At 31.0% G+C, this 26,221-nt stretch carries 19 protein-coding genes; 6 read left to right on the forward strand and 13 right to left on the reverse strand.

Going from position 1 to position 26,221, the window contains the following annotated elements; all coding sequences use genetic code 11:
* Positions 1-421: 421 nt before the first annotated feature.
* The 9 genes from B0I03_RS12765 to B0I03_RS12810 all read right to left on the reverse strand — a co-directional run bounded on the left by B0I03_RS12765 (position 422) and on the right by B0I03_RS12810 (position 16,476).
* Positions 422-1,861 (reverse strand): ATP-binding protein, encoded by a 1,440-nt coding sequence (locus B0I03_RS12765; RefSeq protein ID WP_111567826.1) that lies wholly within the window; start codon positions 1,859-1,861, stop codon positions 422-424.
* A gap of 149 nt (positions 1,862-2,010) precedes the next feature.
* On the reverse strand, positions 2,011-3,378 hold the full coding sequence (locus B0I03_RS12770) for a 5-methylcytosine restriction system specificity protein McrC (protein ID WP_111567827.1): 1,368 nt from the start codon (positions 3,376-3,378) through the stop codon (positions 2,011-2,013).
* Positions 3,378-5,672, reverse strand: a complete 2,295-nt coding sequence (locus B0I03_RS13285) for an AAA family ATPase (protein WP_245903049.1) — start codon at positions 5,670-5,672, stop codon at positions 3,378-3,380. The genes B0I03_RS12770 and B0I03_RS13285 overlap by 1 nt, the downstream gene beginning before the upstream one ends.
* Before the next feature lie 47 nt (positions 5,673-5,719).
* Positions 5,720-8,746, reverse strand: coding sequence for an RNA-directed DNA polymerase (locus B0I03_RS12785; RefSeq protein ID WP_111567828.1), 3,027 nt, complete (start codon positions 8,744-8,746; stop codon positions 5,720-5,722).
* 2 nt (positions 8,747-8,748) lie between these two features.
* Entirely contained in the window at positions 8,749-10,092 is a 1,344-nt protein-coding gene (locus B0I03_RS12790) for a restriction endonuclease subunit S (protein WP_146603298.1), read from the reverse strand.
* Complete coding sequence (locus B0I03_RS12795; RefSeq protein ID WP_111567829.1) at positions 10,085-11,701, reverse strand: HsdM family class I SAM-dependent methyltransferase; 1,617 nt, start codon at positions 11,699-11,701, stop codon at positions 10,085-10,087. Before B0I03_RS12795 ends, B0I03_RS12790 begins: the two co-directional genes overlap by 8 nt.
* A gap of 3 nt (positions 11,702-11,704) precedes the next feature.
* Entirely contained in the window at positions 11,705-14,779 is a 3,075-nt protein-coding gene (locus B0I03_RS12800; RefSeq protein WP_111567830.1) for a type I restriction endonuclease subunit R, read from the reverse strand.
* A gap of 144 nt (positions 14,780-14,923) precedes the next feature.
* The gene (locus tag B0I03_RS12805) at positions 14,924-16,027 is read right to left on the reverse strand and encodes a Fic family protein (RefSeq protein WP_111567831.1); all 1,104 of its coding nucleotides are present in this window, start codon (positions 16,025-16,027) and stop codon (positions 14,924-14,926) included.
* Between the two features lie 155 nt (positions 16,028-16,182).
* A complete protein-coding gene (locus B0I03_RS12810; RefSeq protein ID WP_245903051.1) occupies positions 16,183-16,476 on the reverse strand; it encodes a hypothetical protein in 294 nt (97 codons plus the stop codon).
* A gap of 468 nt (positions 16,477-16,944) precedes the next feature.
* Here B0I03_RS12810 and B0I03_RS12815 point away from each other — a divergent pair, with 468 nt between their 5' ends.
* The gene (locus tag B0I03_RS12815) at positions 16,945-17,667 is read left to right on the forward strand and encodes a class I SAM-dependent methyltransferase (RefSeq protein WP_111567833.1); all 723 of its coding nucleotides are present in this window, start codon (positions 16,945-16,947) and stop codon (positions 17,665-17,667) included.
* A 6-nt stretch (positions 17,668-17,673) separates the two neighbouring features.
* Here the strand turns inward: B0I03_RS12815 and B0I03_RS12820 are convergent, their stop codons facing one another.
* Positions 17,674-18,960: a hypothetical protein gene (locus B0I03_RS12820; RefSeq protein ID WP_111567834.1), complete on the reverse strand. Its 1,287-nt coding sequence runs from the start codon at positions 18,958-18,960 to the stop codon at positions 17,674-17,676.
* A gap of 157 nt (positions 18,961-19,117) precedes the next feature.
* On the opposite strand from B0I03_RS12820, the gene B0I03_RS12825 reads away from it, so the two are divergent.
* Both B0I03_RS12825 and B0I03_RS12830 read left to right on the forward strand, forming a co-directional pair.
* On the forward strand, positions 19,118-20,116 hold the full coding sequence (locus tag B0I03_RS12825) for a metal-dependent hydrolase (RefSeq protein ID WP_111567835.1): 999 nt from the start codon (positions 19,118-19,120) through the stop codon (positions 20,114-20,116).
* Positions 20,117-20,119: 3 nt separating this feature from the next.
* Positions 20,120-20,677: a 2'-5' RNA ligase family protein gene (locus tag B0I03_RS12830; RefSeq protein WP_111567836.1), complete on the forward strand. Its 558-nt coding sequence runs from the start codon at positions 20,120-20,122 to the stop codon at positions 20,675-20,677.
* On the opposite strand, the gene B0I03_RS12835 is transcribed toward B0I03_RS12830, so the two are convergent.
* From B0I03_RS12835 to B0I03_RS12845, 3 genes are read right to left on the reverse strand one after another with little or no spacing between them, the layout of a single operon-like run.
* Complete coding sequence (locus B0I03_RS12835; RefSeq protein WP_111567837.1) at positions 20,678-20,896, reverse strand: hypothetical protein; 219 nt, start codon at positions 20,894-20,896, stop codon at positions 20,678-20,680.
* A 6-nt stretch (positions 20,897-20,902) separates the two neighbouring features.
* Entirely contained in the window at positions 20,903-22,510 is a 1,608-nt protein-coding gene (locus B0I03_RS12840; protein ID WP_111567838.1) for a class I SAM-dependent methyltransferase, read from the reverse strand.
* Between the two features lie 45 nt (positions 22,511-22,555).
* On the reverse strand, positions 22,556-23,107 hold the full coding sequence (locus tag B0I03_RS12845) for a hypothetical protein (protein ID WP_111567839.1): 552 nt from the start codon (positions 23,105-23,107) through the stop codon (positions 22,556-22,558).
* An 84-nt stretch (positions 23,108-23,191) separates the two neighbouring features.
* Here B0I03_RS12845 and B0I03_RS12850 point away from each other — a divergent pair, with 84 nt between their 5' ends.
* The 3 genes from B0I03_RS12850 to B0I03_RS12860 all read left to right on the forward strand — a co-directional run bounded on the left by B0I03_RS12850 (position 23,192) and on the right by B0I03_RS12860 (position 26,072).
* Entirely contained in the window at positions 23,192-23,824 is a 633-nt protein-coding gene (locus tag B0I03_RS12850) for a Crp/Fnr family transcriptional regulator (protein ID WP_111567840.1), read from the forward strand.
* Entirely contained in the window at positions 23,824-24,600 is a 777-nt protein-coding gene (locus tag B0I03_RS12855; protein WP_111567841.1) for a sulfite exporter TauE/SafE family protein, read from the forward strand. Before B0I03_RS12850 ends, B0I03_RS12855 begins: the two co-directional genes overlap by 1 nt.
* 62 nt (positions 24,601-24,662) lie before the next feature.
* Positions 24,663-26,072 carry an MBL fold metallo-hydrolase gene (locus B0I03_RS12860; RefSeq protein WP_111567842.1) on the forward strand — a complete coding sequence of 470 codons (1,410 nt, stop codon included), beginning with the start codon at positions 24,663-24,665 and terminating at the stop codon, positions 26,070-26,072.
* Positions 26,073-26,221 lie beyond the last annotated feature (149 nt).

Here is a 26,221-nt window from a genome sequence, read left to right on the forward strand (position 1 = left end):
AAATATGCCAATTATAAAAACATATTAAAAATAAAAAGCATTATTACAATTCAAAAACCTCCTTAAACTTGCTCTTCAACTCCAGTCTCAATCCCTCAAAACAATCCAATAACTTATCATGCATCTTTAAAGTTGCAACCGTAATTGATTTGTCTATAATTGGTAGTTGGTTTGCCGTAATGTTTATTTGCTTTTCGTTTGCTAAAGTATCTTTTATATCAATGGTTGCAACCTCTGGTTGTAATTCAGTTGCAACGGAACTTGGATAAAACAATTTAATCTCTTGAATACCGAAACGAACTGCGTAAGCTAATATTTGGTATAAATCGGATTGTGAAATTTCTTTTTCAGATCAAAATCATCATAATAAACTAACTTGAATTTGTGTCAACAAATATTGTTTAAAAATTTATAATCTTAATTAAAAACTTGTGGTTTTCATTTTTAAAGTATTATCACCAATGTTATAAGCATAAACCGAAGCTGGCAAAAAAGTTAACATTAAATCATCTATTTCTTTTGTACCTAGTTTGTCAATCGAAGTAACTAATGAACTCATAAAATCATTGCTTTTACAAAACTGAATTAAACTAGCCAATTCCTGAGGCTTTTCAAAATAACGATTACTCCATTTTATTTCTACTCCCCAAACTGGTTTAAACTTTTTATCATCAACTAATACCAAATCCACTTCGCCATCTTTCCAACGTGCATAGGTTAAATCCAAATTTTCACGGTGCATCCATTGTGATAAAATAGCAGTTTCTACCATATTACCCATTTCATCATCTGTCCCTTTTATTGGAGAAAACAAAGCCGTTCGCAATGAAGGATTAGTTAAATAGACTTTAAAACTAGTTACCCTTTTCATTCTTTTGGCATTAATATCTACTTTATTCAGCACTTTAATTAAAAAGGCTGCTTCTAAATATTCTAAATACTTTTTCAATGTATCCTTTTGGATTCCGCTTTCCTTTGACATGGCTTCATACGAAAACTCATTACCTGTATTGTAAGCAATGTAAGTAAAGAAACGGTTGAGTTCTTGAACATCTTTTATTCCATACAAACTTGGTAAATCACGCAACAAAACTTTATCCACTATGTCGTTCTTAACATAGCGTCCCATATCCTTTTGAATTTTTTCAGACAAAACAACTTCAGGATATCCACCAAAATTGAGATACTGCAAAAATTCAGTATTTAATTCATCTAAATTAAGCGGTAAACAATACGGAATTTCCATTTTACCATATTGGATGTGTCCTTTTTTGATTAAATGATTTTTATTTTTTAAATGAATAAACTCTTGAAAAGTAAGCGGGGGCAACATAAAATCTGTAAATCTTCCTGCTCCGCTTTCTGTACTATGCCATTTTAAAGCTGCGGCAGCCGAACCAGAAACCACAAATTTAGTTTCAGGATAGGCATCAACCAAAACCTTTAAATGACGTTCCCAATCCTTCAAATATTGAATTTCGTCAAAGAATATATAGCATCCCTTTAAATCTGATAATTGAAGCGATTGCAAGCATAAATCAAGTATATCCTGTAAACTGAGTTGCACATAAATTGGGTTGTCGATCCCTACAAAAAATATACGTTGCGGATTGATACCGTCTTCTATAAGTTGCTCTATAGTGTGAAACATCATTACGGTTTTACCTACCCTTCTTGGTCCCATTAAAACAACAGCTCTTCGAATATCAGTTTCTTGAACGAAAGGATAAAATAAATCAAAATACAAACGTTTTGACATTTCTTTGTAAAGCGATGGTATTTCTTTAGTGACCCACCAAGGGTTTTCGTATTGCAAACGCTCTACTATTTTATCTTCAGGAATAAGTCTTGAATTTTTCATTTTTTTCTTATTTATACAAATATAAACAAAATAAGCAGATTTAAATCTACTTATTTTTCAAAATTTAATAACATTAAGTAATTATAAAGCTTTTTTTAAATTTATTTAGTAATTATTTCATGGTATTTAATACAAGGCTAAAGCAGAAATCATATTAAAGGCAACATAACTCCCAACTTATAAACATTGTAATAAGCCTTTATAGGTAGTCTGTTTTCTTTAATATTTTCTATGCTCAAGACATCCAATCCATTTTCCATATCAGGATAAATAATCAAACAATCAATGTTTCTATCATCTGTTACATTTAATTCTTTTCTTACTTTATTCAATCTTGCATAACCTGCAACCTGACGAATGTCTTCATGTAAATGACCATTTTTGTATTTAAGTTTGTATTTAGCATCTATGACCATTTGAAAATTTGGTTTAGATACTAAAATATCTAAAAAATTTCCATGAGTAGAAAATTGATAATGTATCGCTTTTCTATCGTTTGGATTAGCTTCAATCATTTTACTATAGGTATATAACTCAAATAATCTTGGCATATCTATCCAAAAAGGTGGTGTTGCCACTTTATCTTTAGTAGTTTGAGTGATATTATAAGCAAATCTTTTCAATATCATTTTTCCTAAATCTATGGCATTTGCATAATCTTTATAAAATGGATTGTGCTTAATATGCTTTAATTCATAATCATTGACTTGATTAGAAATAAGTTCAAAAGCTGGGCGGCAATAATTAATCGTATGTTGTAATTCTATAAATTTATCACCGAAAAGTTTTTCATGATTTTCGATATAGCTGCTTGCAAATTGCAATACTTTTTTTAGAAAACGATTTTCTGGATGATCTTCACCAAATTGTTGGTATTCACAAAAGGTGTTCGTTAATCTATTTTTAAAAACATTTTGTTTGATGTGTTGCCCTACTAAAATTTTACCCTTAACTCTATTATTTAAGTTTTCTTGAACTTTATAATAATTTTTCTTCAGCCCTTTCCTAACAATAGCTTTTACTAATTGTAGGTACTGAACAACCAAAAATGGCGTTAGTTTATCATCTTTTTGCTGAATTTCAACAGGTTTAGCAACCCAATCTATTTGTACCAAACCTTTTAATTCATTATTACTTTCAGGAACATTAGTAACTTGTAATAACATTTTTAAATAATCCAATTCTTCAATTTCTGTTGGAATATTTTCAAAATCATTCTTTAAAATCTCTTCTTCAGAATCAGTAATTGCATCAAATATTTTAGACGTTCTAGTGTTGAGTTTAGGTTCTACATATAAGTACCTTCCTGTGTTACCTAACCAATCTAAACCAATACAATAATCCGCTTTTAGTTCAAAACCTTGTTCTTTCTTCTCAAAAAGAAAACAATGACTACTATCATTAAAACGTTTAGATTGAATAGCATCATACAACAAAATAGTCTCGTTCAAAGAATCTGAAGACAATTCATTGAAAAGAATTTCGATACTATTATGTTCTGATAATCTAAATTCCATTATAGGAAATTCTTTAATTCCTCAATTTCCTTTTTAATATCTTTACCTTTACCTAATAACACACCATCTTTTACATATTCTAATAATATAGGCTTGATTTCATATTCAAATCGAATATCCATTCCAGCTCCATTATCTTCATTGGATTTATCTATAAAATATGAATGACCTAATTGAACATCTTTAACTTCAAATTCTGGTGAGGTATGTTCTTTGAATAATTTTTCCACTGCCAAGAAAAGTGCTTCATGGAAATTTTCTAATCCTTGTTTTTCTTTTAGATTTTCAGGCAAAATATCCACAAACGCAAAACGTCTTCTAATAGCATAATCAATATGTCCTACCGAGCGGTCTGCCGTATTCATTGTACCAATAATATAAAGATTAGGTGGTAAAATCAATTTATAATCCTCATCTACAGCATACATAGACTCAACAGCTTCACCACGATATTCTAAAGCATAAATTAATTCACCTAACACAGACGAAAGATTAGCACGGTTAATTTCGTCTATAATTAGTACATATTTATTATCATAATCGTTTAATGCATTTTCTGCTAGTATACCCAATGTTTTATTTTCTGCTAAATAAATAATTCCATCACTTTCTTCACTCGTTTTTGCTACAATTCCTCGTACAAAATCTTCATAAGTATATGATGGATGAAATTGTACTAAACATATATATTCATTTATGTTCTCTATATTCTTTTCAACTTCATGAATTGAATTAAGATGATTATCATAAAAATATTTTGCAACGGCATCTTCGTAGGGTTTAAAACCTCCTGTTCTACCTTTAATCTCCCATAATTTACCCTGAAAAGATTCAATTATTTTATTATATGATGGTCTCCAAGGCTGACTAACATCACTTTTTAAGATAACAACATTATCATCAAGAGAAACAACTTCAAATGGAATTTTACTCTTACTTTCTATTTTTTGATTAATTTTTAAAGTAGATTTAATAAAATCTTTTGTCAACTGTTTGGTAACAATAGTTTTAGAATTTATTGTATTTGACTTAATAAATTCTTCAGCAATCTCTTTAGCTAGCTTAGTTTTTCCAGTTCCAGGAGGACCTTGCAAGATGATTTGTTTTTTGTATTCAAGTAATTCAATCATTTCAAATTGTTTTTGATTTTGATTAATATTGTCATTGATTATTTGCTCTTTAAAATTCTTAAACTCATTAAGGATAAATTCATAATCAAATTTTTCAATAAAATTAAGTTTATCTGACTCAGGATTTCTAAGATATTTTAATCCAAATTGAATTTTACTTCCAAATCTTAAAAATAACTGTTTTGCAGATTTTTGATTTTTATGGGAATTATTATAAATAGCAAACCATAAATCTTCTCTTCCTTGGTTTTGAGCTCCATCATAATCAACAAAATTATATTTTGTAATATTTTTTAAATTTAAATCATGTTGCAGCCTTTCAATAATAGTTTTAAAGTATAAATTTACTTTTGTTCGATATTCATCATAAATCAATGGGAATAGCACTCGGAAATTTGAACCCCATGATTGAAAGACATTTTTTTCAAAATCTTGAGTTATGATTTCTTTTTGTTGATTAACAACTTCATTAGAAAGCTTTACATTATTAATTAATTCATTGATAAGTTGGCTTCTTAACTTTACAACTGGTTGAGAATTAAGGTGTTTTCTATTATAATAATCGTATTGTTGTTTTTTTAATTCTAAAACAGGTAGAGTGTTTACAGTTTCTAATAGATATTTCTCCTCTTTAAAACATTTTGAAAAATGATTTTGAAATTGTTCCGCTTTCTCAAGATCAAATTTTATACTTTTAAGAGCTTCATGTCTTTTTTGTAATAAAAAATCAAATGATTGTTCAAATACAGGATTTAAAATTTCATTTTCAAATAAATTAAACTCAACTTCAGGAATTTCAATACATGTTGAATTGTTTCTTGGCATCCACCATTTATTATTTTCCTTGTCAAATTTCTCGGGATTTTTAGCTTTGAACAATACTAAAAACTCTCTAGAAACCCAATTATTTTCTTTGTGATTTTCATTAAAAAATAAAGGTCTATTATCCATGAAAACACCGATAATATCAATTTTTTTATTTGAATTACAGATATATAGAATATCACCTACATCTGCATTTATAAACAAATTAAATTGAGTAGTAACACTTCTCCCTTTAGATGGAGTGTCTTGGTGCACACAGGCTAAATTATTCTTTAAAATTTGTTCGTACTCACTAGATGTAAAAAAATTTTCACCATGCGAAATTTTAATTATTCTCACTTTTTTATTTATTGTTATGATAATTTAAAGTATTAATTACTTTTCTCTTAAGTTAAATGAATGTCATCATGATTAAAATCAGGAGGTGTATTTTTAAAGGAATTTGTATCTTGACCAAATACTCTCGTTTTTTGAAATTCTCTTAATTTTTTAACATCAATTTTACCCAATAACACTACATTGTTTTCTCCACCTTTTAACCTTAAAATATCTTTTTCTTCAGTCTTTTTTGGAGCAGTTATTCTTGAATCACCAAAATCTGAACTATTCGCTTGAACAAAATAGCAGTGAACATCTCTTGAAACTGTTTCAACAATATTTGAGAAATAATTTACATCATTGTTATATTCAGATGCAAACAACAAATCTACTTTTGACTTAAATAATGCACGATGTTCAATATTTGCTAACTCATAACAATTATAATTTGAAAAGTAAATTCCTTTCCATACAAATAAATTATACAAAGAAATTTTAGGTGTTGGAATTACTTTTCCCTTACTTAAAATCAATTTTGTTTCTCCAGGTGAATAATGATTCTTCAATCTTAGATTTACAATTACATCCTTTATCCCATTATGTTCAAAAGGAAGGCAAGTAGCAAGTAAATTATAACAAATGTTATTAATTCTTATATGCTCTAAGCCTATAATAATCATTCTTTGCTTTCTTCTTGATTCATCAACAATTACTGGTAACCATCTAGCAGGAACACTTACTTCTGGCAACAGAAGAACATCTGCTTTAACTTTTTCGGCATCGTTTAAAACATCAATTAATTCCTTTCTTCTTTTTTTATCAGTATTAGATGTTGAAAATAGCGATTTGTAAATATTATCAGAATTAACTTTTATGTTGGCAACTGCAACTTTAAACTCAGGGTCTAATTGTCCTGAATTTGGAATAAGTAATTTGTTATAACCCAACTTCTTCTCATTACAACTTCTGTATCCATCTATTAATTCAAAATAATTTTGCTTTAAGGTTTCTTTGTTAGATGTTGAATTATTTATGTGATTGTTTCTTAATTGATAATTTACATTATAAAAATCATCAAAAACTTCATCATAAATTGTTTGTTTAAAGTTATCTTGAAATCCATTAACTTCAAGTAAATATGAATCATTTGGCGCATTGTTTTCTAGTAAATGGAATAAAAATTTATTAATATTAAATTCATAATAATAAATAAATCTAGGCGCGTACTTTAATTTATGTTCGTTAAATTTTAAACTTTCTAACGACAAGTTATCTAAAGTTCTTAAAAAATTATAATTGACTAAATTAACTTTATTTGACGATACAATTTCTAAATAATTCAAAAGAGGTACAACAACCAAGCTATTTCTTAAAAGATTTGAAAATATATAGTCTTTTACAGACTTATCAATTAAAGTAAAATCTTTATAAAACCATGAAAAGTTATAATTTGAGCATCTATTCTCCCAAGTATTTGCATTTATGAAATTTGGATTTAGTGCTAGTGAAAGTGAGCAACAATTTATTAAGTATTCTCCTAAATATTTTTTCACTTTTTTTATAGTGTCTCCATTTAATTTTGTTTCAGAACTATTTTTAATTTTGTCAATTGAAGATAATGTTTCTTTTAAAAAAGACCAAAATGCTTCCTTATCATTAGTTATTACAAAATAAGTTAGAACCTTTTCCCACATTGAGGAAAATTCAAGATTTACTATTCCTTTGAAAAAAGTTAGAATCTGTTCCGTTGTCTTTTCATCCTTTGAGCTATCTGATAGTAAGCTAACTTTAATTTTTTTTGCTAAAAAAATCGATGCACCGTACTTGCTCTGCTTTATATCAACAACGCTTCTTAGTTTATTAATTGTATCCGAATAAGTTAATTCATAAACACTTTCGTCAAAATCGTTACTAATATCATCCTCATTTGGTAAAAACCAAAATGCACTACTATTTTGCTCAATTTTTTTCTTAAACATGTCAAGAACTGACTTTGACTCTTTACTTTCAAAGGAGTAAACAGCTATTTTGTCCTTTTGAATTCTAATTTTTTCATTTTTGGAAAAACTGTATATCAAATCAATATTTTCTTCTTTTTTATCATTTCTTTCAATAATATTAGAATTGAAAATTTTTCTTTGTACAAAAAATTTATCCATAAATTGTTCTAAAGAAGATTTAAATTTTTTATTAGAAATTTCTTTAGAAATTTTAGTATTTGATAATACTATCTGAATATCATCGACATATCTTCCATAATAAGCTGGAGATAATTCCGTTTTTATTAAAGTATCAAAATCTTTTAAATACCAATTTGCAAGAATACCTGATGACAATAATCCAATTGGTAAAATAAAATTGCGCTTTTCTTTTTCTGGGAAAATACTTGAAAATTTATCATGGATTCTAAATAAATAAGGAGTTAATAAGATTCTATCTGAATTTAATCTCTCTCTAATTGTTCTCTCTAATTTATTAATTAAATCAATATCAAAATTAATGTTATAGTAATACTCTTTTATGTCAACTGAAATAATTACAACGTCTATATCTTTCTCAAGAATATTTTTTGCAATATCAATACCGGTATCTCTCCATTTTTGATATTGTTCAAAATATGGTTTAAATAATCTTAAACCTTCTTCAACTTTTCCATTTTCTGAATTTAACTCAAGAAAATAGGCAAAATTATCTTTACTGTAATCTTTATGTAGAGTATAACCTTCCTCTAAAATCCACACAATAGAAATTAAATATATTTCAATATCACCTTTAAAGAAATAGTTTACCTTCTCTAATTCGTAATTTTTATCAGTAAAATTATTTGAAATAATTAAATCTTCATTTCTTTTAGGTCTACCAAACTTTTTTGGTGCTATATCATAATTTATACTTTTAAGAAGATTTTCGAAGTAATCATTATTATCTACAGGAGAATTTAAAAATATAACTAAATCATCTAATCTCTTATCAAAATTATCAGCAGACTCAAATGCTGCTAACTCTTGTCTTAAAAGTAATGAGAAGTTATCATAATAAACATAACTCTTGAATTTTCTGTAAGCTAAATCTATTTTTTCTCTCGTAAATCTCATATCTAACTCTTTTTATATTCAACCTTATCCTCCGCAACCATCCCCAACTCACTATTCTCAACCTCATAACCACCCACCGTAACCTGCCCATTCATCAACATAGGCAACAACCAATCACGTAACGAGGCGAGTTCTTGGTTTTGTTTTTTAGTTTCTGCAATTCTTTTTGATATTGACTTGTAGATTTTATCAAATTCATACAACAATTCTTTAGGCGGTATTTCAGCCTTGTACCAGAACATACCGTCAAGATTTAAATGGAGAACAATAGTTCCTGAGGCGTACCATTTTATATAATTATGGTAATGATTTGAATTAAACAGCATCATTAAATACGATTCAGTAAGTTTTTTACTTGGAATCACTTTTGCTATATCCATAGATATTACTAGCTCCGAATAATAATCAGGGACAATAATTGCTTTTCCAATTATATCCGCATTTCTTGTTACATCCGTAATCGCTATTAATAAATCACCTTCAGAGATTAAGTTTTTCTCTGCATATTTACCTGAAAACTTTTTAATTCCCTCAGGTTTATATGTTCCATCTAAATTAAATGAATTAAGACTTATCATAGATACACCATCCCCTTTAATCTCCGAACTTTTATAAGAGATACCTCTTTGGATACTTAACTCATTGCCTAACTCTTTCACCTCCCATCCCTCAGGAATCTCCCTTTTCAATTCCTCATTCCAAACCATTTTACCACCAGAAGTTTTATAGGGTTTACCATTAGCATTTGGAAAATCAAACTGAACAAACCAATAATCATACAAAGTCTTAGCCATAGCTTCTAACTCTGCATTGATTTTGTTGTTCAACTCGATTTTAGCATCTAAATCAGAAAGGACTTTGGCGATTTTTTGTTGTTCTAATAATGGCTTATATATTATATCTATTTCACCAAAATTTTTCAGAATAATTCTTGGCAATGCACTACCAGAAACATATTTTTTAGCAACTGTTTCTTTTACAGAATTAGAATGTAAATAGTATTTTAAATAATCAGGGGAGATTTTTTTTAGGTTAGGTCTAAGAATTCCTATTGATGATAAAATTGCTTGTTTTTTTTCTTCTTTAATTACAAAAACATGTTTTAAATAACTACCATCTTTTGCAATTAAGACATCATTAAGCAAGGGAACACAATCGTTTCTTAACATCTTATCATATTCCTCTTCTGATATATATTTACAATCAAGATATGAAAATCCATTGTGTTCCATATCTTTTACAGATAGCATAGGTAAACCATTATCAATACCGACAGGACTATAATGAGAGCCATCTGTAATTCTTTCACAAACGGTATTTAATTTTACAAAGTTCAAATTAGTCATATTTCAAACCTTTCAAATTATTCTTTATTTCCTTTTCCAACTCTTTACTTTCCGCAAACAAATTGGCTAAATTACTTTCAAACGTTTTCATTTTAGCATTAAACTCTTCTGAAGATATATCCACATGTTCAATTTTAACCTCAAAATATTGCCCTGCGCTAAACGAATAATTTTTGACTTCAATTTCGGCTTTGGTTACTACCACTGATAAATCCTCAACGGCTTGTTTGTTATTAAACGTATCAATAATGAGTTGTTCTTCTATTGGAGTTAAAACGGTGCGTTGGTTTTTACCTTCTTTTACGGTTTCGCCTAATTTAGAAGCATCTAACAAAACAATATGTTCACTATCCGCTTCTTTGTCTAAAAACAAAACCGAAACATTAGTTCCAGTACTAGCAAAAATATTAGAAGGCATACTCACCACACCTCGTAACCAACCATTGGTAATCAAACGTTCTCTGATTTTCTTTTCAATACCACTTTGAGCCGTAATAAATCCTGTTGGCAACACAATAGCCGCTTTACCTGTATCACTCAAACTAAACATAATGTGTTGGATGAATAACAAATAAATGGCCATCGATTCTTTTTTGGTCTTCGGAATATTAGGAATCCCCGCAAAGAATCGTTTTTTAAATACATCTTTCTCCAAATCGGCATGAAAATCAGAAAAATCCAATTTAAATGGGGGATTCGAAACGATATAATCAAACTTAGTATCTAAATATGTAGGTTGCGCTATGGTATTGGTTTTAATGATGTTTGGTATCGAATGTGTTAAGTTATTCAATACCAAATTCAAACGCAACATATTACTCGATTTCTGCGAAATATCTTCCGAATAAATCGTACAATTTTCTTCTCCAATTTGATGGGCTAAACTCATTAAAAGCGTCCCCGAACCCGCACTTGGGTCATATACTTTAACTCCTTTTACAGGGGTTGGCACCATAATTTGTGCCATAATACGAGCTACCGCATGAGGCGTATAATATTCGGCATACTTTCCACCAGAGTCGGTATTGTAATCCTTGATTAAGTATTCAAAAATGGTTGCAAAGAAATCGTATTTCTGCTCAAACATCTCTTCAAAACTAAATTCAAACAACTTATTAATTAACGCTTTAGCAAAAGCGTCACGTTGCGAACTATCCGAAATAAACTGCGTTAATTCATCAAACAAAGTATCTTTTGCTCCCGAGAAAGATTTTACCGAGAATACTTCGGCATTTTCAATCGAAATCTGACGTAAGGTATCGTCAAAGGTTTTCGCAAAATCACTGTCGTTTTGTTTCACAAACAAATGCGAAATCAAATGCTCTGGACGTAAACGAGGAATATTAGGGTCTAAACTCGCAATTAAGAATTGGTATTCGTCTTCACTTAAATCTAATAAAGCTTTGGAGAAATTCTCCGCTTCGTCTAATTCTGGTTTTTCTTGTTTCACCGCATAGCGAAACTTATCATTTAAGAACTTGTATAAAAATACTTGGGTAATAATTTTAAATTCGTTTCCATCATTTCCCAAGCCATAATTTGCACACACACTTTTTAAGTTGTCAATCAGTGCTTTTGTTTTGGTCATGAAGTTAATATCCTGCGTCATTTTCTATCGGTATTGGTATTGTTGTAAATATTCGTTCACTATTAAATTATTGATGGTTTCAGTAGTAGGAAAATCCAACGGAATGTTTTCATTTTTCTTAAATTCCTGAACCACTAATTGCAATAAATAACGTTTAAAGAAAGCTTCATTTTTCATGATGTCTTCTTGTCCTTCTAATTTGTTATCTACTTGTTGTTTTACCTGCATTAATGCTTTATGCAATTGCATTTCTTTAGCGTTAAGTGTAGCTTTTTCGCTCAATCGCTTATGAATTCGGGTGTATTTTTCATCATTAATATACTTTGCTTTTAACAGTGCATTTTTACGATTTAGTTCTTTGGCTTGGTCGTAGATTTTTTGGAGTAAATGCATGTTTTCAATCATGTCGGCTTGCGTAACTTCACTCAGATTTTTCTTTTTGAAAATACGTTCTAGCTCTTCACGCAAACTTACAAATTGTGGATCGATTTGGTCAAAATTGTTTTGAAGCGATTCCCTTGTTTTGCGTAATATATTTTTGAACTCATCGGCTAATACTAACTCGCTTTCATCTACTTTGATAAATTGAAAGATGACATCTTCTAAAGCGGTGTTCAATAAATTAGCGGAAGCTTCTTCATTACCAATGCTTTCCACAAAATTTAAGTTATCTAATCGGCTTTGTGCTTCTAGTAACAAGCGATTCCAAATATCAAAATCAGCTATACCATCTAAAGCTTCATAACCATTAACTGCAATAATGTTTTTCAATTCTTTAGCCGTACGCAAGGCTTTAATTAATCGCAATAACTCGTTTTTGTCGGTAAGTTGGGCAATTTGTTGTGAAAACAACTCTCTATTTTGCGTATCGTAATTGAAAAGCGTTTCTTTAATTTCCTGAATTTCCTTTTGGATTTCTTCTTCCGATTTAAACAAATGCGAATACATTTCCATTTCATCGCCTAGCTGTTCTTGCAATTCATCAAAATACATTTTATTGGTTCGGTCAAAAGCTTTTGAAATATCAGCAAAATCAACTACATAACCGTATTGATATTTTTTATAAGGTCTATTAACACGAGTCAAAGTTTGTAATAAATTGTGGTCTTGAATAACACGAGCCAAATATAATTTCTTCAATCGTTTGGCATCAAAACCAGTAAGTAACATATTGTAAACAAACAACAAATCAACTTTACCCTTTTTGTAGGTAGAAATTAATTCTTTACGAATGGCTTTGTCGTTTTCATCATGCAAGATTAAAGCAGCAGTCAATTTTGGTTCATCGTGATTACCATATTTTTCAGGCGGTTCGGCTGCCATTAAAATACTAGCATCGGTTTCTTGTTCTCCATATTTTTCCTCAAACAATCTAAATAATTCTTTCGCTTGATTCGCTGAATCACAAACTATCATTCCTCCTAAAGAAGTGTCTTGTTGTTCACGTCTGAATTTAATTAAATCCGTTACGATATAATCTAGTAATGGTTGCGCAAATTTTGGATGTGCATAAATCTGACGTGTGCTAATATCGCCTTGCAAAACTTTGATTTGATCCATTACTTCTTTCATTTCCATTTTGAAATTGCCTTCAATTTGTTCACGAATCAATCGTAAGGTATAACCATCAGCAATTGACATGTTGTAGTAATACTTGTGAAAGTAATTACCAAATAACATTTTAGAATCGTACTCTTTAGCAACTTCTTTTAATAATGGCGTTCCAGTTAAGGCAATAATCACAGCAGAACGGTCTGAATTAATCAGATTCGCTAAATAATTCCCTTTGGGATTATAACTTCTGTGTGCTTCATCTAAGAAATAAACACGTTGGATGTTAATGTCATAGCTAATATCCTTAACAGCAATAGCATCTTCCGAAAATTTCTGAATATTCACCACCGTAATTTCAGGAACTCCGCTATCATTATGAATCGCACCCACTACTTTTAAGTCGGCTATAAAATCTTGCTTGGAATTTACTTGTTTTACTTTCAAACCTCTATTAGCAAATTCGCTTGAAGCTTGAATTAATAAATCCAATCGGTCAACAATAAAATAGAATTTTGGAATGACTTGTTTCTTGGCGAAATAATCCGTTAAGTGCTTAACATTATAATACGCCAAAGCCGTTTTTCCTGAACCTTGCGTATGCCAAATAATCCCTTTGTTTTGTCCTGCATCAATTTTAGTTGCAATAGCTTGTGTGGCAAACAACTGAGGATAACGCATGATATGCTTTTGATACGCTACTTTTCCTGTTACTTCTTCTTCCACATAAACAATAGCGTATTGTAAAACAAATTTCAAACGTTCTTTACTAAATAAAGAAGTTAAAATTCGATTCGTTGGTGTATTCGGTTGTTTATTGGTAATGTATTCAGGGCTATTTTTAATAACAATCAAGTTGTTATCTTTTAAAAGTTCGTTTTCAGTTTTTTCGTCGACATCCTTCAACTTTTGTTGTACTGGATAATCTAAATCTTCTCTGAAATAATTGAATTGAACGTTCTCATAAGCTGGCGTAGCATAGAAAGCCCCAAAAATAGGTTCTACGATTCCATCTTCATATTCCATATTGTTAGAGAAAACCAACAACTGCGTAATATTAGCAAAACGTCTAAAGTGTTTGTTTTTGAAACGCTCATTAATTCGAGTTCTTTCTTTGATAACGCCTTCTTGATTATGTGGTTTTTTTACTTCAATAAAAGCCAAAGGCATACCATTAATTAAAACCGTAATATCAGGTCGAAATTCTTCGTCACCCGATTTACAAGTTAATTCTGTGGTAACGTGAAATTCGTTGTTGCTGAAATTTTCAAAATCAATTAATTTAACTCCAGAAGTCGAAGTCAATCTCTCGTAAAACTTTTTTCCCAAGTCTTCATAATCCAACTCCAGATTGATTTCATCTAAAATTCGTTGAGCCTCTTGTTCGGTTATTCCATTTAAAGCCGAAATCTTAGGAATGAAAATCGAAGAGAAAATATTATTACTTTCAATTCTATTCTGCTCATTCAAAGGAATATACTGATACCCCAAACGTATTAAATGTAATAAGGCTGGTATTTTTACACGAGAATCTTCGTTGAATTTCATTAATGAGTAATAGTTTTGTTTATAGTTTTCCAAACTTAACAATAAAATTTATCTTACACAACGTAAAACTGTGCAATTTAAGACTGAATGAAAATACTCAAAACTTTAGGAAAATCACGTAGAAATACTTAATCTATTTAAAAATCACCAATTCAAATGATATTTTACACCTCTTCCCTCTCCTTCTCTTATGAAAGCTCCCTTTTCGAAAAGTAGTTGTAAGTCTCTAGTTGCAGTTGCTTTTGATGTTTTGGTTATTGACATGTATTTTTTGGCGGTCATACCACCTTCAAAGCCAGCTTTCCCTTTTTCAGTCATTTTTTGCAAAACTTTTAGTTGTCGCTCGTTTAACAGGTTCTTGAAACGATCAAAGAAAAGGGCTTTTTCTACGACAAATAAAACGGTTTCTTTTACTTCTTTTTGGGCTTCAATTAAAATAGTAAAAAAATAGTGCAACCATTCTGCAACGTTTTGCTGTCTTTGAGTTTGTTTTAGTGTTTCGTAATAGCTCGTTTTATTTTCTTCAATTTTTTTGGAGAGACTAATCAAAACAGGTTTTTCCAATGTTTCGGCTAGTGCTTTTTCTGATAAAGCTCTACCTATTCTACCGTTTCCATCCTCAAAAGGGTGAAGCGTTTCAAAATACAAATGCGCTAAGGCAGAACGTAACATGGCTCTACCCACTTGCCCTATTTCGTGATAAGGAAAGTTTTGATACCAATTTTCAAAATCAATTAAAAGTTTTTGCAAATCTTCAGAGGGTGGTGCTTCAAAATGCACTTCTATTTTACCTGCTCTTCCCGAAATGATTTGCATTGGTTCGGTGCTGCTTCTCCATTCTCCTTCTTTTACGGTTTTGTCAAACTTCATTAAAGTTTGATGCCATTGTTTAAGCATTTGTAGTGTCAACGGCTTTTGATAATCCTCTCGCACTTGCAACATTAATTCCGAAATGGCTTGCGCTTTTTTATCTTTTGAAAGTGTTGGATTATTTGAAATACCTAATTGCTTTTGTAGGGACGACATTACATCTTCTCTACTAAAGTATTCGCCTTCGATTTCAGATGTTTTTAGTGCTTCGGAAATTACAATTTGAAGTAAAATTTCTTTTTTATTTTCCTCTGATACATTTACAAACAAACCATTTACTTCACCAAGTTCTGTGGCAAATTCTTGAATTTGACCGATTAAATTATCCACTTTGAATTGGAAATTTGGAAAATCTTTATGCCGCCAAAAATACTCCATGAGCCGTTTAGTTTTACTATTCGGCTCAAATATACAAAAAAAATGAGCCGATTAACACAAATAATCGGCTCAAAATATTAGTCTTAACTTTATACTTATAGATTATCTAAAAAAACATTTTACTTTTTTTCTATGACACAGCATATTTTAAAAATCTAATTGAATTTTGGTGAACAATCTAATACGTCCGAATATGGTTCAATGTACTTCCAAAAAGCTTTACCAGCACTATTTAAATATTCCATTGAATACTTTAATTTTGTATCAGAACCAACTTTATAAATATACTCATTACAATTATATGAGTATTCGTTTGGTTTAAAACAAACTATCGCAAAATAATGATATTGATAATCAATATAAATTGAATAAAAGGTAACTTTAGAAATTGCTGTACTCGTATAACTATTATATGTAGTCCCGTAATCTTTAGATTTAACAAATTCCATTATTTCTTTGCATGTTTGAGCATTTATTTGTGAACTTGACACAATCAATATAAAAACAATCAATATTTTTTTCATCTACTTTTATTTAGTATTTATTGAAATATAAAAATAACCAAAAAAGTTGACATTTAGGCTATAAAATATTAACATTTATAAATTGAAAAGAGAAATTATTGGAGAAATTACAAATGATTAAAAATTTATTATATTTGTTTTGAATTATCAAAACAAAAATTAGCACTCGATTTCAGAATTTGTACCTCGCTTGTACCTCCATTTGCGAGATATTGTAAATATTAACAATGTTAATTTCTGTATTGGGAAATAAAAACTTTACACTTAATTATACTTTCACGAAAAGATAAGCTTAGACCGAACACATCTATTATTAGATTTTTTCTATACATTTGTACCGTACCTCCGATATCTATTAAAAAAGCGAACCTTCTTTTGTAAAAATTACTAAAGATGAACGACTATCAAATTATTTTTCAAAAAAGAGCTACTGACTACCATTTTGCTATGCAAAAGTTTCCTGAAGCAAGAAAGCACGAGTTTAACAACTTATTTTCAGGAATACATTTTGAAAATAATATTCATTTGTTAGACGTTCCTTCTGGAGGTGGTTACTTACGAAATTATATACCTAAAAACACAAAGGTCACTTTGGGTGATTTTTCTGAAGGTTTTGCCATTGATGAAATCCAATTGGTAACTCCTGAAAAGTTACCGTTCGAATCAAACACTTTTGATGCTGTCTTTTCATTGAGCGGCATGCATCACTTGGATGATGTACCTCAATTTGTTAGAGAATGTTTACGTGTTACTAAAACTGGAGGTTCTTTCACTTTTGCAGATGTAAAAAAAGGAACTAATGTAGATACTTTTCTAAACGAATTTGTAAATACTTATAATTCACTCGGTCATAAAGGCGATTTTTTCAATGAAACTTCTTTTGAAACTTTTGCAGACATTCAATCCTCTATAAGCAATTGTCAATATAAAGAATATCCATTTCTTTTTACTACTATCTCAGAAATGACAACTTTTTTCAAATTATTTTTTGGACTTGATAAAGCTTCAGACTCAATTATCCATAAAGGAATTGAAGATATCTTAGGTATTAAAACCACATCAAAAGGTATAGAAGTCAATTGGGGCTTACTCTGCTTTCAATTAAAAAAAGAATAAAACTCTTTAAAACTGATTTTGCAATCGGAACCATGAAGTTCTTATAGCGCTCTTAATTCCTCTTCTTATGGTTTTCCAACTTTTGGGCTTGGTTTGTAAATGAGTAAGTAGATTTTTTATTGCTTCTAATTTAGCTGTCTCTAATGCTGCATCATAAAACACAAAAGGTTTTGTTTCTTCCTTAACCATTTCGTTATAAATTTCTAACCAATAAAAATAAACTGCTTGATTGAATACTTGCTTCTCAATTACTTCTATTAATTTATCATAAAAAATGGCAACGGAATTGTCTTTAGATGGAATTTCAAATCCAAATTCTCTTGGATCTTTACCAAGAACAATCAGTGTAATTATTGCTCTGTAACATTTGGTGCAATGGGAACAATTTAATTTAGTATTTAAATGGTGATAACAAACACGAAAAGGAGTTGGGATTTTCTTTTCTTCAAAATAATCACAAAGCAGACGCATTTTATCAAAACGATTAGCTTCTTGACCATGATGAATTACATTTGTATTTCCCCAAGCTATAAAATTATCAATATAACTAGAACCCCAAGGCATGGTTTCCTTTGTTGAATCTAATGTTGAACCGATATATACTTTTTCAATTCCGTTTTTATAAGCAATAGGTGCTAAAAGAGATGTCAGCGATAATCCATGCTGAAGAAGCGTCCACCAATCTTGTGTATTGTTATAAATTAACTTCTCAACCTTAAATGTATAAAAATCACGGACATTACTTCTCAAGAAAAGTTTCGGATTATCAATGGTTAATGGTAACATTCGATTAACCTCTTGAATTTTTTGCCATTGAGACGTATTGTCAATTTCTATATCCGCACCATGTATCGTAACCAATTGAATTTTATCGCTATCCAATCGAGAATAGGTATAAAGTGCATCTACTCCACCACTAAAAAGCATGGCAGATTGATTCGTGTTATAGGTAATTGTTTCGAAATTTTCTACCAATAATTGTGATTTCTTAGTAATGATTTCAGGATAAAACTTGGCAAATTCTTGTTTGATTTTTTCAATACTCAAATAGAAATTTTCATCTAATGTCTTTACTTTTAAAGTAGCTCCAAGAAACCAACAAATTGGATATAAATTAGCAACAAAAGGAATGTTTAAAATCGAATCTGGAATATCTGACAAATCAAAATCATACTGAACAAACAAATTTTCATTGAAATAAGGTTGAAACTTTACTTCTGTTTCTTGAAAATATTCTACCTTATTTTCATTCAAATTTCTAATAGTCTTGGTTAATATGATATTTTTTGACATAAATTTATTGGTTTTTAACTTTAAAAATCCTACTTCCCAAATTTACAAACTTATCTTGCCAAACTAACATTTTTCAATTAGAATTCTTAATTTTGAGAGTCATTTTTCATAAATTGAATTTACAACTCTTATTAAATCTCAAAAGAGGATAAAATAAATGGATTCACTCACTCAAATCGTCCTAGGAATTGCTACAGCCGAATTGGTTGCAGGTAAAAAATTGCAAAACAAAACCTTTTTGTATGGCGCTATTTTAGGAACGATTCCCGATTTGGACATTGTAGTTGGTAAATTCCTGAGTGATGTGGATGGAGTTGCCATTCACAGAGGTTTGAGTCATTCCTTACTTTTCTTTGTGTTTTTATCGCCTATTTTGGGTTGGGTAATTTCTAAAATTGAAAAGAATACGATTAACTTCAAAAGTGCTTCTTTATTAGTGTTTTGGTGTTTGGTTACCCATGTTTTATTGGACTTATTTACCTCTTGGGGAACGCAAATTCTTTGGCCTTTAGATTACCGATTTGCCTTAAAAACCATCTTTGTAATTGATCCATTGTATACGATTCCGCTATTGATTAGCTTGATTTTTGTTTGGAAAAACAAAGACTCTCTAATACGAAGAAAATATGTAATTCGTGGATTGGTTATCAGTTCATCTTATTTACTTTTGACTTGTGTTTTAAAACTTTTTGCGGTGTACCAATTCGAAAAGGCGTTAAAAAATCAGAAATTGACGTATCAAGAATTGATTGTAAAGCCCACAGCTTTTAATTGTGTTCTTTGGAATGCTAACATATCTACTACAAAAGGGTATTATTTGGCTGATTATTCTCTATTTGATTCTCAACCAATTCAGTTTACTTTCTATCCAAAAAATCTAAAATTAGAAGAAAAATTAGTAAATTCGTATGATTTTCAGCAACTTAAAAAAATTAGCGAAGATTGGTATTTGATTTCCGAACAAAATAATCGCTTGTATTTTAATGATTTGCGATTTGGTTTGTTAAACGACAATCCAGAAAATCCACAATTTGCTTTTAGTTATGAATTTAAAGTGAATTCTAATGAAAATTTAACAGCTCATGAAGTTCCAAAAGCCAAACGAGATGGTAAAGCATTGCTAAAAAAGATTTTTACACGATTAAAAGGTAATTAACGTATGTCAAAATATTCGGTAGTTTTTCATCCTTCTGAAACCGTTATTGAGGCGGTCAAAGAACTCAAAGAACAATTGAGTGCTAAAATTGGATGGTTTCCGAGTAAGAATTCTTTAGCTCATGTGACCATTTGTGAGTTTGAATATGAAGATGAAACATATAAAAATATAAAATCGAGAATCGCCAATTACTGCCGCTATCAAAATCCTTTTAAAGTAACGTTCAATGCCTTTGAAAATTACACTAATGGTGCTTTTTTCATCGCTCCAAATTCCGAAAGCAAAACTAAAATGGCTGAAATCATGAAGGAAATTCCGAAACAAATTCAATTTCCAGTGAGTCATAAAAGTTCGGAACCGCATATTTCAATTGGTAGACAACTTACTGAATCACAACTGAAAATTGCCTACAGTTTGTTTGATTCTGTGGATTTGAATTTCACATGTGAAAGCATCACTATTCGAATTTTTAATCCCGATAGAAAACAATATGATGTACTAGAAACGATTCCATTTCTGAGTAAAATCGAACCTAAAAAAGAACAATTGACCTTGTTTTAATTATTCTTTCGTACTCATTTTAATCTGCAAATGATTCAACAACACTTGATATTTACTGATTTCTCTCAACACGATTTCGTCATCAGAAGCATCCATCATATCGTCTAAATCATCACTCACTTCAATTAATTTAATACTGGCTTCCGAAAAATTCTTAATCGCCATGTTATCAATAATCGATTGAATGTCTTTTTTTATTTCTGAAAATCTATCTTCCATTTCTATTTATTTTCCTCGTAACAAATTAATACTTACCGTTGCATAATCGGTTTCGGGATATTTTTTAAAGTAGTTGACATCCGAATGTAATCCTGCTTCAGCTGCTATTTTTTGCAACACCTCAATCTCAACAATAAACTGATCCGAAAAACCGTGTGTAGCATCATAAGCTGTCGCTGCTGTTTTTCCTAGATTTTGAGCAGTTAATTCGGGCGCTACCGTATGCAATTCGATAATTAAAAGTCCAAATTTACGAACATACGGACTCCATTTCATAAAATGCTCCAACAAATTATCTTCCACATCGTTATTTGAAATGTGAACACCTCGATGAGCAAAAGCTCCGGTAGAAGTACTAACTCTATTTTTTGTTTCATTTTTCGGGTCTTCCCAAATGCGATTGTGGTCTAAAAATGTTCTCACATTCAACAAATCTTTCAAATCGATATTATAATTCTCTTGCAAATCGCTATTCAATAAATCCGGATTTCCAATATCGCCCCAAATGACTTTTGCCCAAATATCAGCTTTAATCAAATTCGCTCTCGTAACTTTCAAAGCCGCTTGATTATAATCCGCTCCCACCAAAAACAATGGGTAATCATCTAACATTTTACCTCGTAAGGTTTGTCGTTCGATGACTTCAAAAATATGTTGCAAAAAGGCGCCATTTCCGCAACCCATATCTAAAATCCCTTTTGGTTGTTCGGCAATGGGTTTATTAAAAAGTTCGATGATAATGTCGTCAATTACTTTGAAATAGGTTGCATGCGCACCACCACTTCCCCAAACATTCATTTCGCGATTGACATGAATTTCGTCTTCATTTTTACTAATGTTTCGCAACTCACTTGCATTTCCAAATAGCAAACTATCGATATGCTTGAACATCGGAAGATACGAAACCGTTACACCATAAGCCGAAGCCCGTTTGGCAAAGAAAAAACCATCTTCGGTAAATTGATAATTGTCGTTTTTCTTGGAAAACCAACCCAAATGCACAAAAAAATCCAGAATTTTAGCAAATGCTTCGGGATGTTTGTGAAATTCATCCGCACGGAACGAACTCTCCATGAAATATTTGTGAAACATGCCCGTCATTCCTAAATTGACAACAATTGGCCCTACCAAATAGCCTTCAATATGAGTTAGCATTTGCTCTTGAATCATTCTCAAATTCTCATCTTCCTCAAAATGAATATGATAATTTTCGGTGAATTTCTTTAAAATAGGCTCCAATAAAGCAATAGAATCCACATCCATTTTATTAGCAGTAAAAACAGAAGTTTTGGTTAACAATTGAAACGTATCCTCATATATGGGAACAAGCGAAAACGCAAATTCGCTACTAGGTAAAGTAGTGATCGTAACATTTCCCGATGAATTGTCTACTTCGTATTTTAGAAACCCTTGCGATGCCAAAACGCGAAATGCTACATTTAAATAGCCTTCGTTCGCTTTAAATTCATGTGTTAATTGTGCTAAAGTTGAAGTTTTCTCCTTTAAAAGATATGCTAAAATTCCTTTTTTGAACAAAGAATAAGCAATGGGAACAACAACTAATCCGTCTAAATGTCTGAAAATAGCTTCGCGTAATTGGTTTCGTTTCATCATAAATCGAGTGGTTTATTCTCAAATTTATGAAAATTCTGATTCACTTTACAATAAACTTCTTTTTATCTCAGCAAAAGAAGTGGAAGTTTGAATAAGTTTTGAGATGATTTCTTTTCGAAATTGTTCCAAATCATCATAATTAAGATATTTCGCCCAAGTGTCTGATTCCAAAATTTCTTTTATTTGACGGATGACTTTTGCGGTTTCGGAAGCATTTCGTAAAACAGCTTTTCCGTCGTAATTCGGATTATTTTTGTGTTGAAAAGTTGCTTCTTTAGTTTCAAAATTCACTTCTACATAAAATAGTTTTTCAGTTTCGTTATTCGGATTGAAATCGGTCCATTTGGCATAACCAATTCGATTTTGACTATTATTGATTTTTGAACTTGAATTTGAAATTAATCGCCATCTACAATTTGCTGCTCTTCCCCAGTGGTTGGAAATACGATAAACTCCTTCCTCCGTAAAACAATATCCACTTCCCGATTTACTTTTGTAATGCCACTCGATATTTGGAATCGCAGCTGTATCTACTTCGATAAACTCGCAAAAAGTATGTTTGTGGAAATTGGTTTTATTGTATTTTTTCAAGGCCATAAAGTGTCTATTCGATTTCTTTGTAACAAAAGTAACATTTGATTTTTAAAGAATCGTCGTATCTTTACAAAAAAAGGATTACAAATGAGAGCTATTTTAGATCAAGCCTACAGTTATATTTTTGAAGAAGCTTTGTTGGACGAAATTGCAAAAGTTGCCATTTACAAAGAATTTAAGACCGATGATTACCTGATTGAAATTGGGGATTACATCAAAACGATGCCACTTTTATTAACTGGCGCGATTAAAATATTAAGAGAAGATGAAAATGGCGATGAATTATTATTATATTTCTTAGAACGTGGCGATACTTGTGCCATGACATTAACCTGTTGCATGGGACAATCGAAAAGTCGTATTCGAGCTATTGCCGAAACCGATGGCGCGATGCTAATGATTCCTGTTGAAAAAATGGAAGAATGGTTGACAAAATACAAAACGTGGAGAAACTTCGTTTTTGATAGCTACAATGTCCGTTTGAACGAGATGTTAGAAGCAATTGACACCTTGGCTTTCATGAATTTAGACGAGCGTTTGTACAAATATTTAACTGATAAAGCGAAAGTAATTGGCGATACCGAAATTAAAAATACGCATCAAGAAATTGCTTACGAAATGCATACTTCTCGAGTAGTAATTTCTAGATTATTGAAAGCATTAGAGTTGCAAGGAAAAATCAAATTACATCGAAATAAAATCGAAATCCTTCAATTCTAATGGAGATTTTAGGCTATGTTGGTGCGTTGTTTATTGGATTAGTTTTAGGACTAACAGGCGGTGGTGGCTCTATTTTAACCGTACCGATTTTAGTGTATTTGATGAGCATAAATCCCGTTACAGCAACCGCTTATTCGTTATTTATTGTTGGAACAACTTCTACTTTTGGAGCGATTCAAAACTATCGAAAAAACTTAGTTGACATCAAAAACGGATTTATTTTTGCGATTCCATCATTCATAGCAGTTTATTTAACTCGAAAATATATTGTACCCGAAATCCCTAAAGTAATAATCGAATCTCCTTTTCTAATCACAAAAGACACCTTTTTGATGTTGTTTTTCGCCGTGATTATGGTTTTTGGAGCTCTTTCAGTATTAAAAAAGAAAAGTCAAAACACTAATAGTGAAGAAAAAAGGAATCTTATTCTAATCGGAATTCAAACCTTCACTATTGGAATTATTATAGGATTAGTCGGAGCAGGTGGCGGATTTTTAATAATCCCATCCTTAATATTATTTGCTAAATTACCGATGCGAAAAGCCGTTGGGACTTCCCTATTCATCATCGCGATGAACTCATTGGTAGGATTTATCGGTGATGTGCAGAATTTGGAAATCGATTGGACATTTTTGTTAACATTTTCGGCTATTTCGGTAGTTGGAATATTTATTGGAATGTACCTTACAAAATATACGAATGAAAGCCAATTAAAGAAGATTTTTGCTTACTTTGTATTGTTCATGGCGGCAATTATCTTGTTAAAAGAAATGTAAATGTAACTTTGGGTACAGAAGAAATAAATTTTAGAACGTAAATTTGTAAAAAATATAGAGTTATGAAAATCGAACAAATATATACAGGATGCATTGCTCACGCAGCGTATTACATCGAAAGCAATGGTGAAGCAGCCATTGTTGACCCATTGAGAGAAGTACAACCTTATATCGAAAAAGCTAGTAAAGACAACGCTAAAATCAAATATATTTTCGAAACGCATTTCCATGCAGATTTCGTTTCAGGACATTTAGATTTGGCCAAGAAAACTGGTGCTTCTATCGTTTATGGTCCAACAGCAAAGCCAAATTTCGATTGCATTGTTGCTACTGATGGACAAGAGTTCAAAGTAGGTGGCGTAACAATCAAAGCGATTCACACACCTGGACATACGTTAGAAAGTACGTGTTATTTAGTTACCGATGAAACTGGAAAACAACACGGAATTATTACGGGAGACACTTTATTTATTGGAGATGTAGGTCGTCCTGATTTAGCTCAAGAATTGGTAGAAGATTTAACGCAAGAAATCTTAGCAGGACATTTATTTGATTCGTTACGTAATAAAATTATGCCTTTGAGCGATGATTTAATTGTGTATCCAAATCACGGTGCCGGAAGTGCTTGTGGAAAAAACATGAGTAAAGAAACTACCGATACTTTAGGCAATCAAAAGAAAGTCAACTATGCTTTAAGAGCAGATATGACAAAAGAAGAATTCATCAAAGAATTATTAGATGGATTAACGCCTCCTCCGGCTTATTTTCCTCAGAATGTATTAATGAACATTCAAGGTTATGAAAGTTTGGATGCCGTAATGTCAAAAGCAGAAACACCTTTACATCCAAAAGAATTTGAAGCCGTTGCGAATCAAACTGATGCTTTGGTTTTAGATGTTAGAAACGAGAATGATTTCGTAAAAGAACATGTTCCAGGTTCCATTTTTATTGGATTACACGGACAATTTGCGCCTTGGGTCGGTGCTTTAATTAGAAATACCAAACAACCAATTTTATTAATTACACCTGAAGGAAAAGAAGTAGAAACCATCACCAGATTATCGCGTGTTGGATTTGATAACACCTTAGGATTCTTATTAGGTGGAATCGAAGCATGGAAAGCAGCAGGTTACGAAATCGATAGTATTGAATCGATTTCACCAGAAGTTTTCGCAGCACAATACGAAACCGCGCAAGTTATCGACTCCAGAAAACCTGGAGAATTTACTGCTGAACATGTGGTAAATGCTAAAAATATTCCATTAGATTACGTCAACGAACAATTAGCAGAAGTACCAAAAGACGAAAAATTCTTCATTCATTGCGCGGGAGGTTATCGTTCGGTAATTATGTCGTCTATTCTAAAAGCAAGAGGCTACCACAACATGATTAATGTAGAAAAAGGAATGGCAGGCATCAGAACGACAGATGTTCCTTTAACTGCTTACGTTTGCCCTAGTACGTTGAAATAAGAAAATTTTAGATAAAATACAAAATCCGACTTCACAAGAGTCGGATTTTTTTATGGGCGTTCCCTAAGGGTCGGGCTATCCGCACTCGCTTTACTTAAAATCCTGAGGTATTTTAAGTAAGAGCTCAAACAATTGCTACACACGAGCTT

This window comes from Flavobacterium aquaticum, from assembly GCF_003259835.1.
In the GTDB taxonomy this organism is placed as follows: domain Bacteria; phylum Bacteroidota; class Bacteroidia; order Flavobacteriales; family Flavobacteriaceae; genus Flavobacterium; species Flavobacterium aquaticum.

What these genes read in the sequence shown, in the direction of transcription:
- B0I03_RS12845 (WP_111567839.1), bottom strand. Translation starts at nt 23,107, where the DNA reads ATGGCCTTGAAAAAATACAATAAAACCAATTTCCACAAACATACTTTT.
- B0I03_RS12810 (WP_245903051.1), bottom strand. Translation starts at nt 16,476, where the DNA reads ATGGAATTTGTTAAATCTAAAGATTACGGGACTACATATAATAGTTAT.
- B0I03_RS12860 (WP_111567842.1), top strand. Translation starts at nt 24,663, where the DNA reads ATGAAAATCGAACAAATATATACAGGATGCATTGCTCACGCAGCGTAT.
- B0I03_RS12840 (WP_111567838.1), bottom strand. Translation starts at nt 22,510, where the DNA reads ATGATGAAACGAAACCAATTACGCGAAGCTATTTTCAGACATTTAGAC.
- B0I03_RS12790 (WP_146603298.1), bottom strand. Translation starts at nt 10,092, where the DNA reads ATGACTAATTTGAACTTTGTAAAATTAAATACCGTTTGTGAAAGAATT.
- B0I03_RS12830 (WP_111567836.1), top strand. Translation starts at nt 20,120, where the DNA reads ATGTCAAAATATTCGGTAGTTTTTCATCCTTCTGAAACCGTTATTGAG.
- B0I03_RS12765 (WP_111567826.1), bottom strand. Translation starts at nt 1,861, where the DNA reads ATGAAAAATTCAAGACTTATTCCTGAAGATAAAATAGTAGAGCGTTTG.
- B0I03_RS12835 (WP_111567837.1), bottom strand. Translation starts at nt 20,896, where the DNA reads ATGGAAGATAGATTTTCAGAAATAAAAAAAGACATTCAATCGATTATT.
- B0I03_RS12825 (WP_111567835.1), top strand. Translation starts at nt 19,118, where the DNA reads ATGGATTCACTCACTCAAATCGTCCTAGGAATTGCTACAGCCGAATTG.
- B0I03_RS12800 (WP_111567830.1), bottom strand. Translation starts at nt 14,779, where the DNA reads ATGAAATTCAACGAAGATTCTCGTGTAAAAATACCAGCCTTATTACAT.
- B0I03_RS12855 (WP_111567841.1), top strand. Translation starts at nt 23,824, where the DNA reads ATGGAGATTTTAGGCTATGTTGGTGCGTTGTTTATTGGATTAGTTTTA.
- B0I03_RS12770 (WP_111567827.1), bottom strand. Translation starts at nt 3,378, where the DNA reads ATGGAATTTAGATTATCAGAACATAATAGTATCGAAATTCTTTTCAAT.
- B0I03_RS12850 (WP_111567840.1), top strand. Translation starts at nt 23,192, where the DNA reads ATGAGAGCTATTTTAGATCAAGCCTACAGTTATATTTTTGAAGAAGCT.
- B0I03_RS12795 (WP_111567829.1), bottom strand. Translation starts at nt 11,701, where the DNA reads ATGACGCAGGATATTAACTTCATGACCAAAACAAAAGCACTGATTGAC.
- B0I03_RS12805 (WP_111567831.1), bottom strand. Translation starts at nt 16,027, where the DNA reads ATGGAGTATTTTTGGCGGCATAAAGATTTTCCAAATTTCCAATTCAAA.
- B0I03_RS12785 (WP_111567828.1), bottom strand. Translation starts at nt 8,746, where the DNA reads ATGAGATTTACGAGAGAAAAAATAGATTTAGCTTACAGAAAATTCAAG.
- B0I03_RS12820 (WP_111567834.1), bottom strand. Translation starts at nt 18,960, where the DNA reads ATGTCAAAAAATATCATATTAACCAAGACTATTAGAAATTTGAATGAA.
- B0I03_RS12815 (WP_111567833.1), top strand. Translation starts at nt 16,945, where the DNA reads ATGAACGACTATCAAATTATTTTTCAAAAAAGAGCTACTGACTACCAT.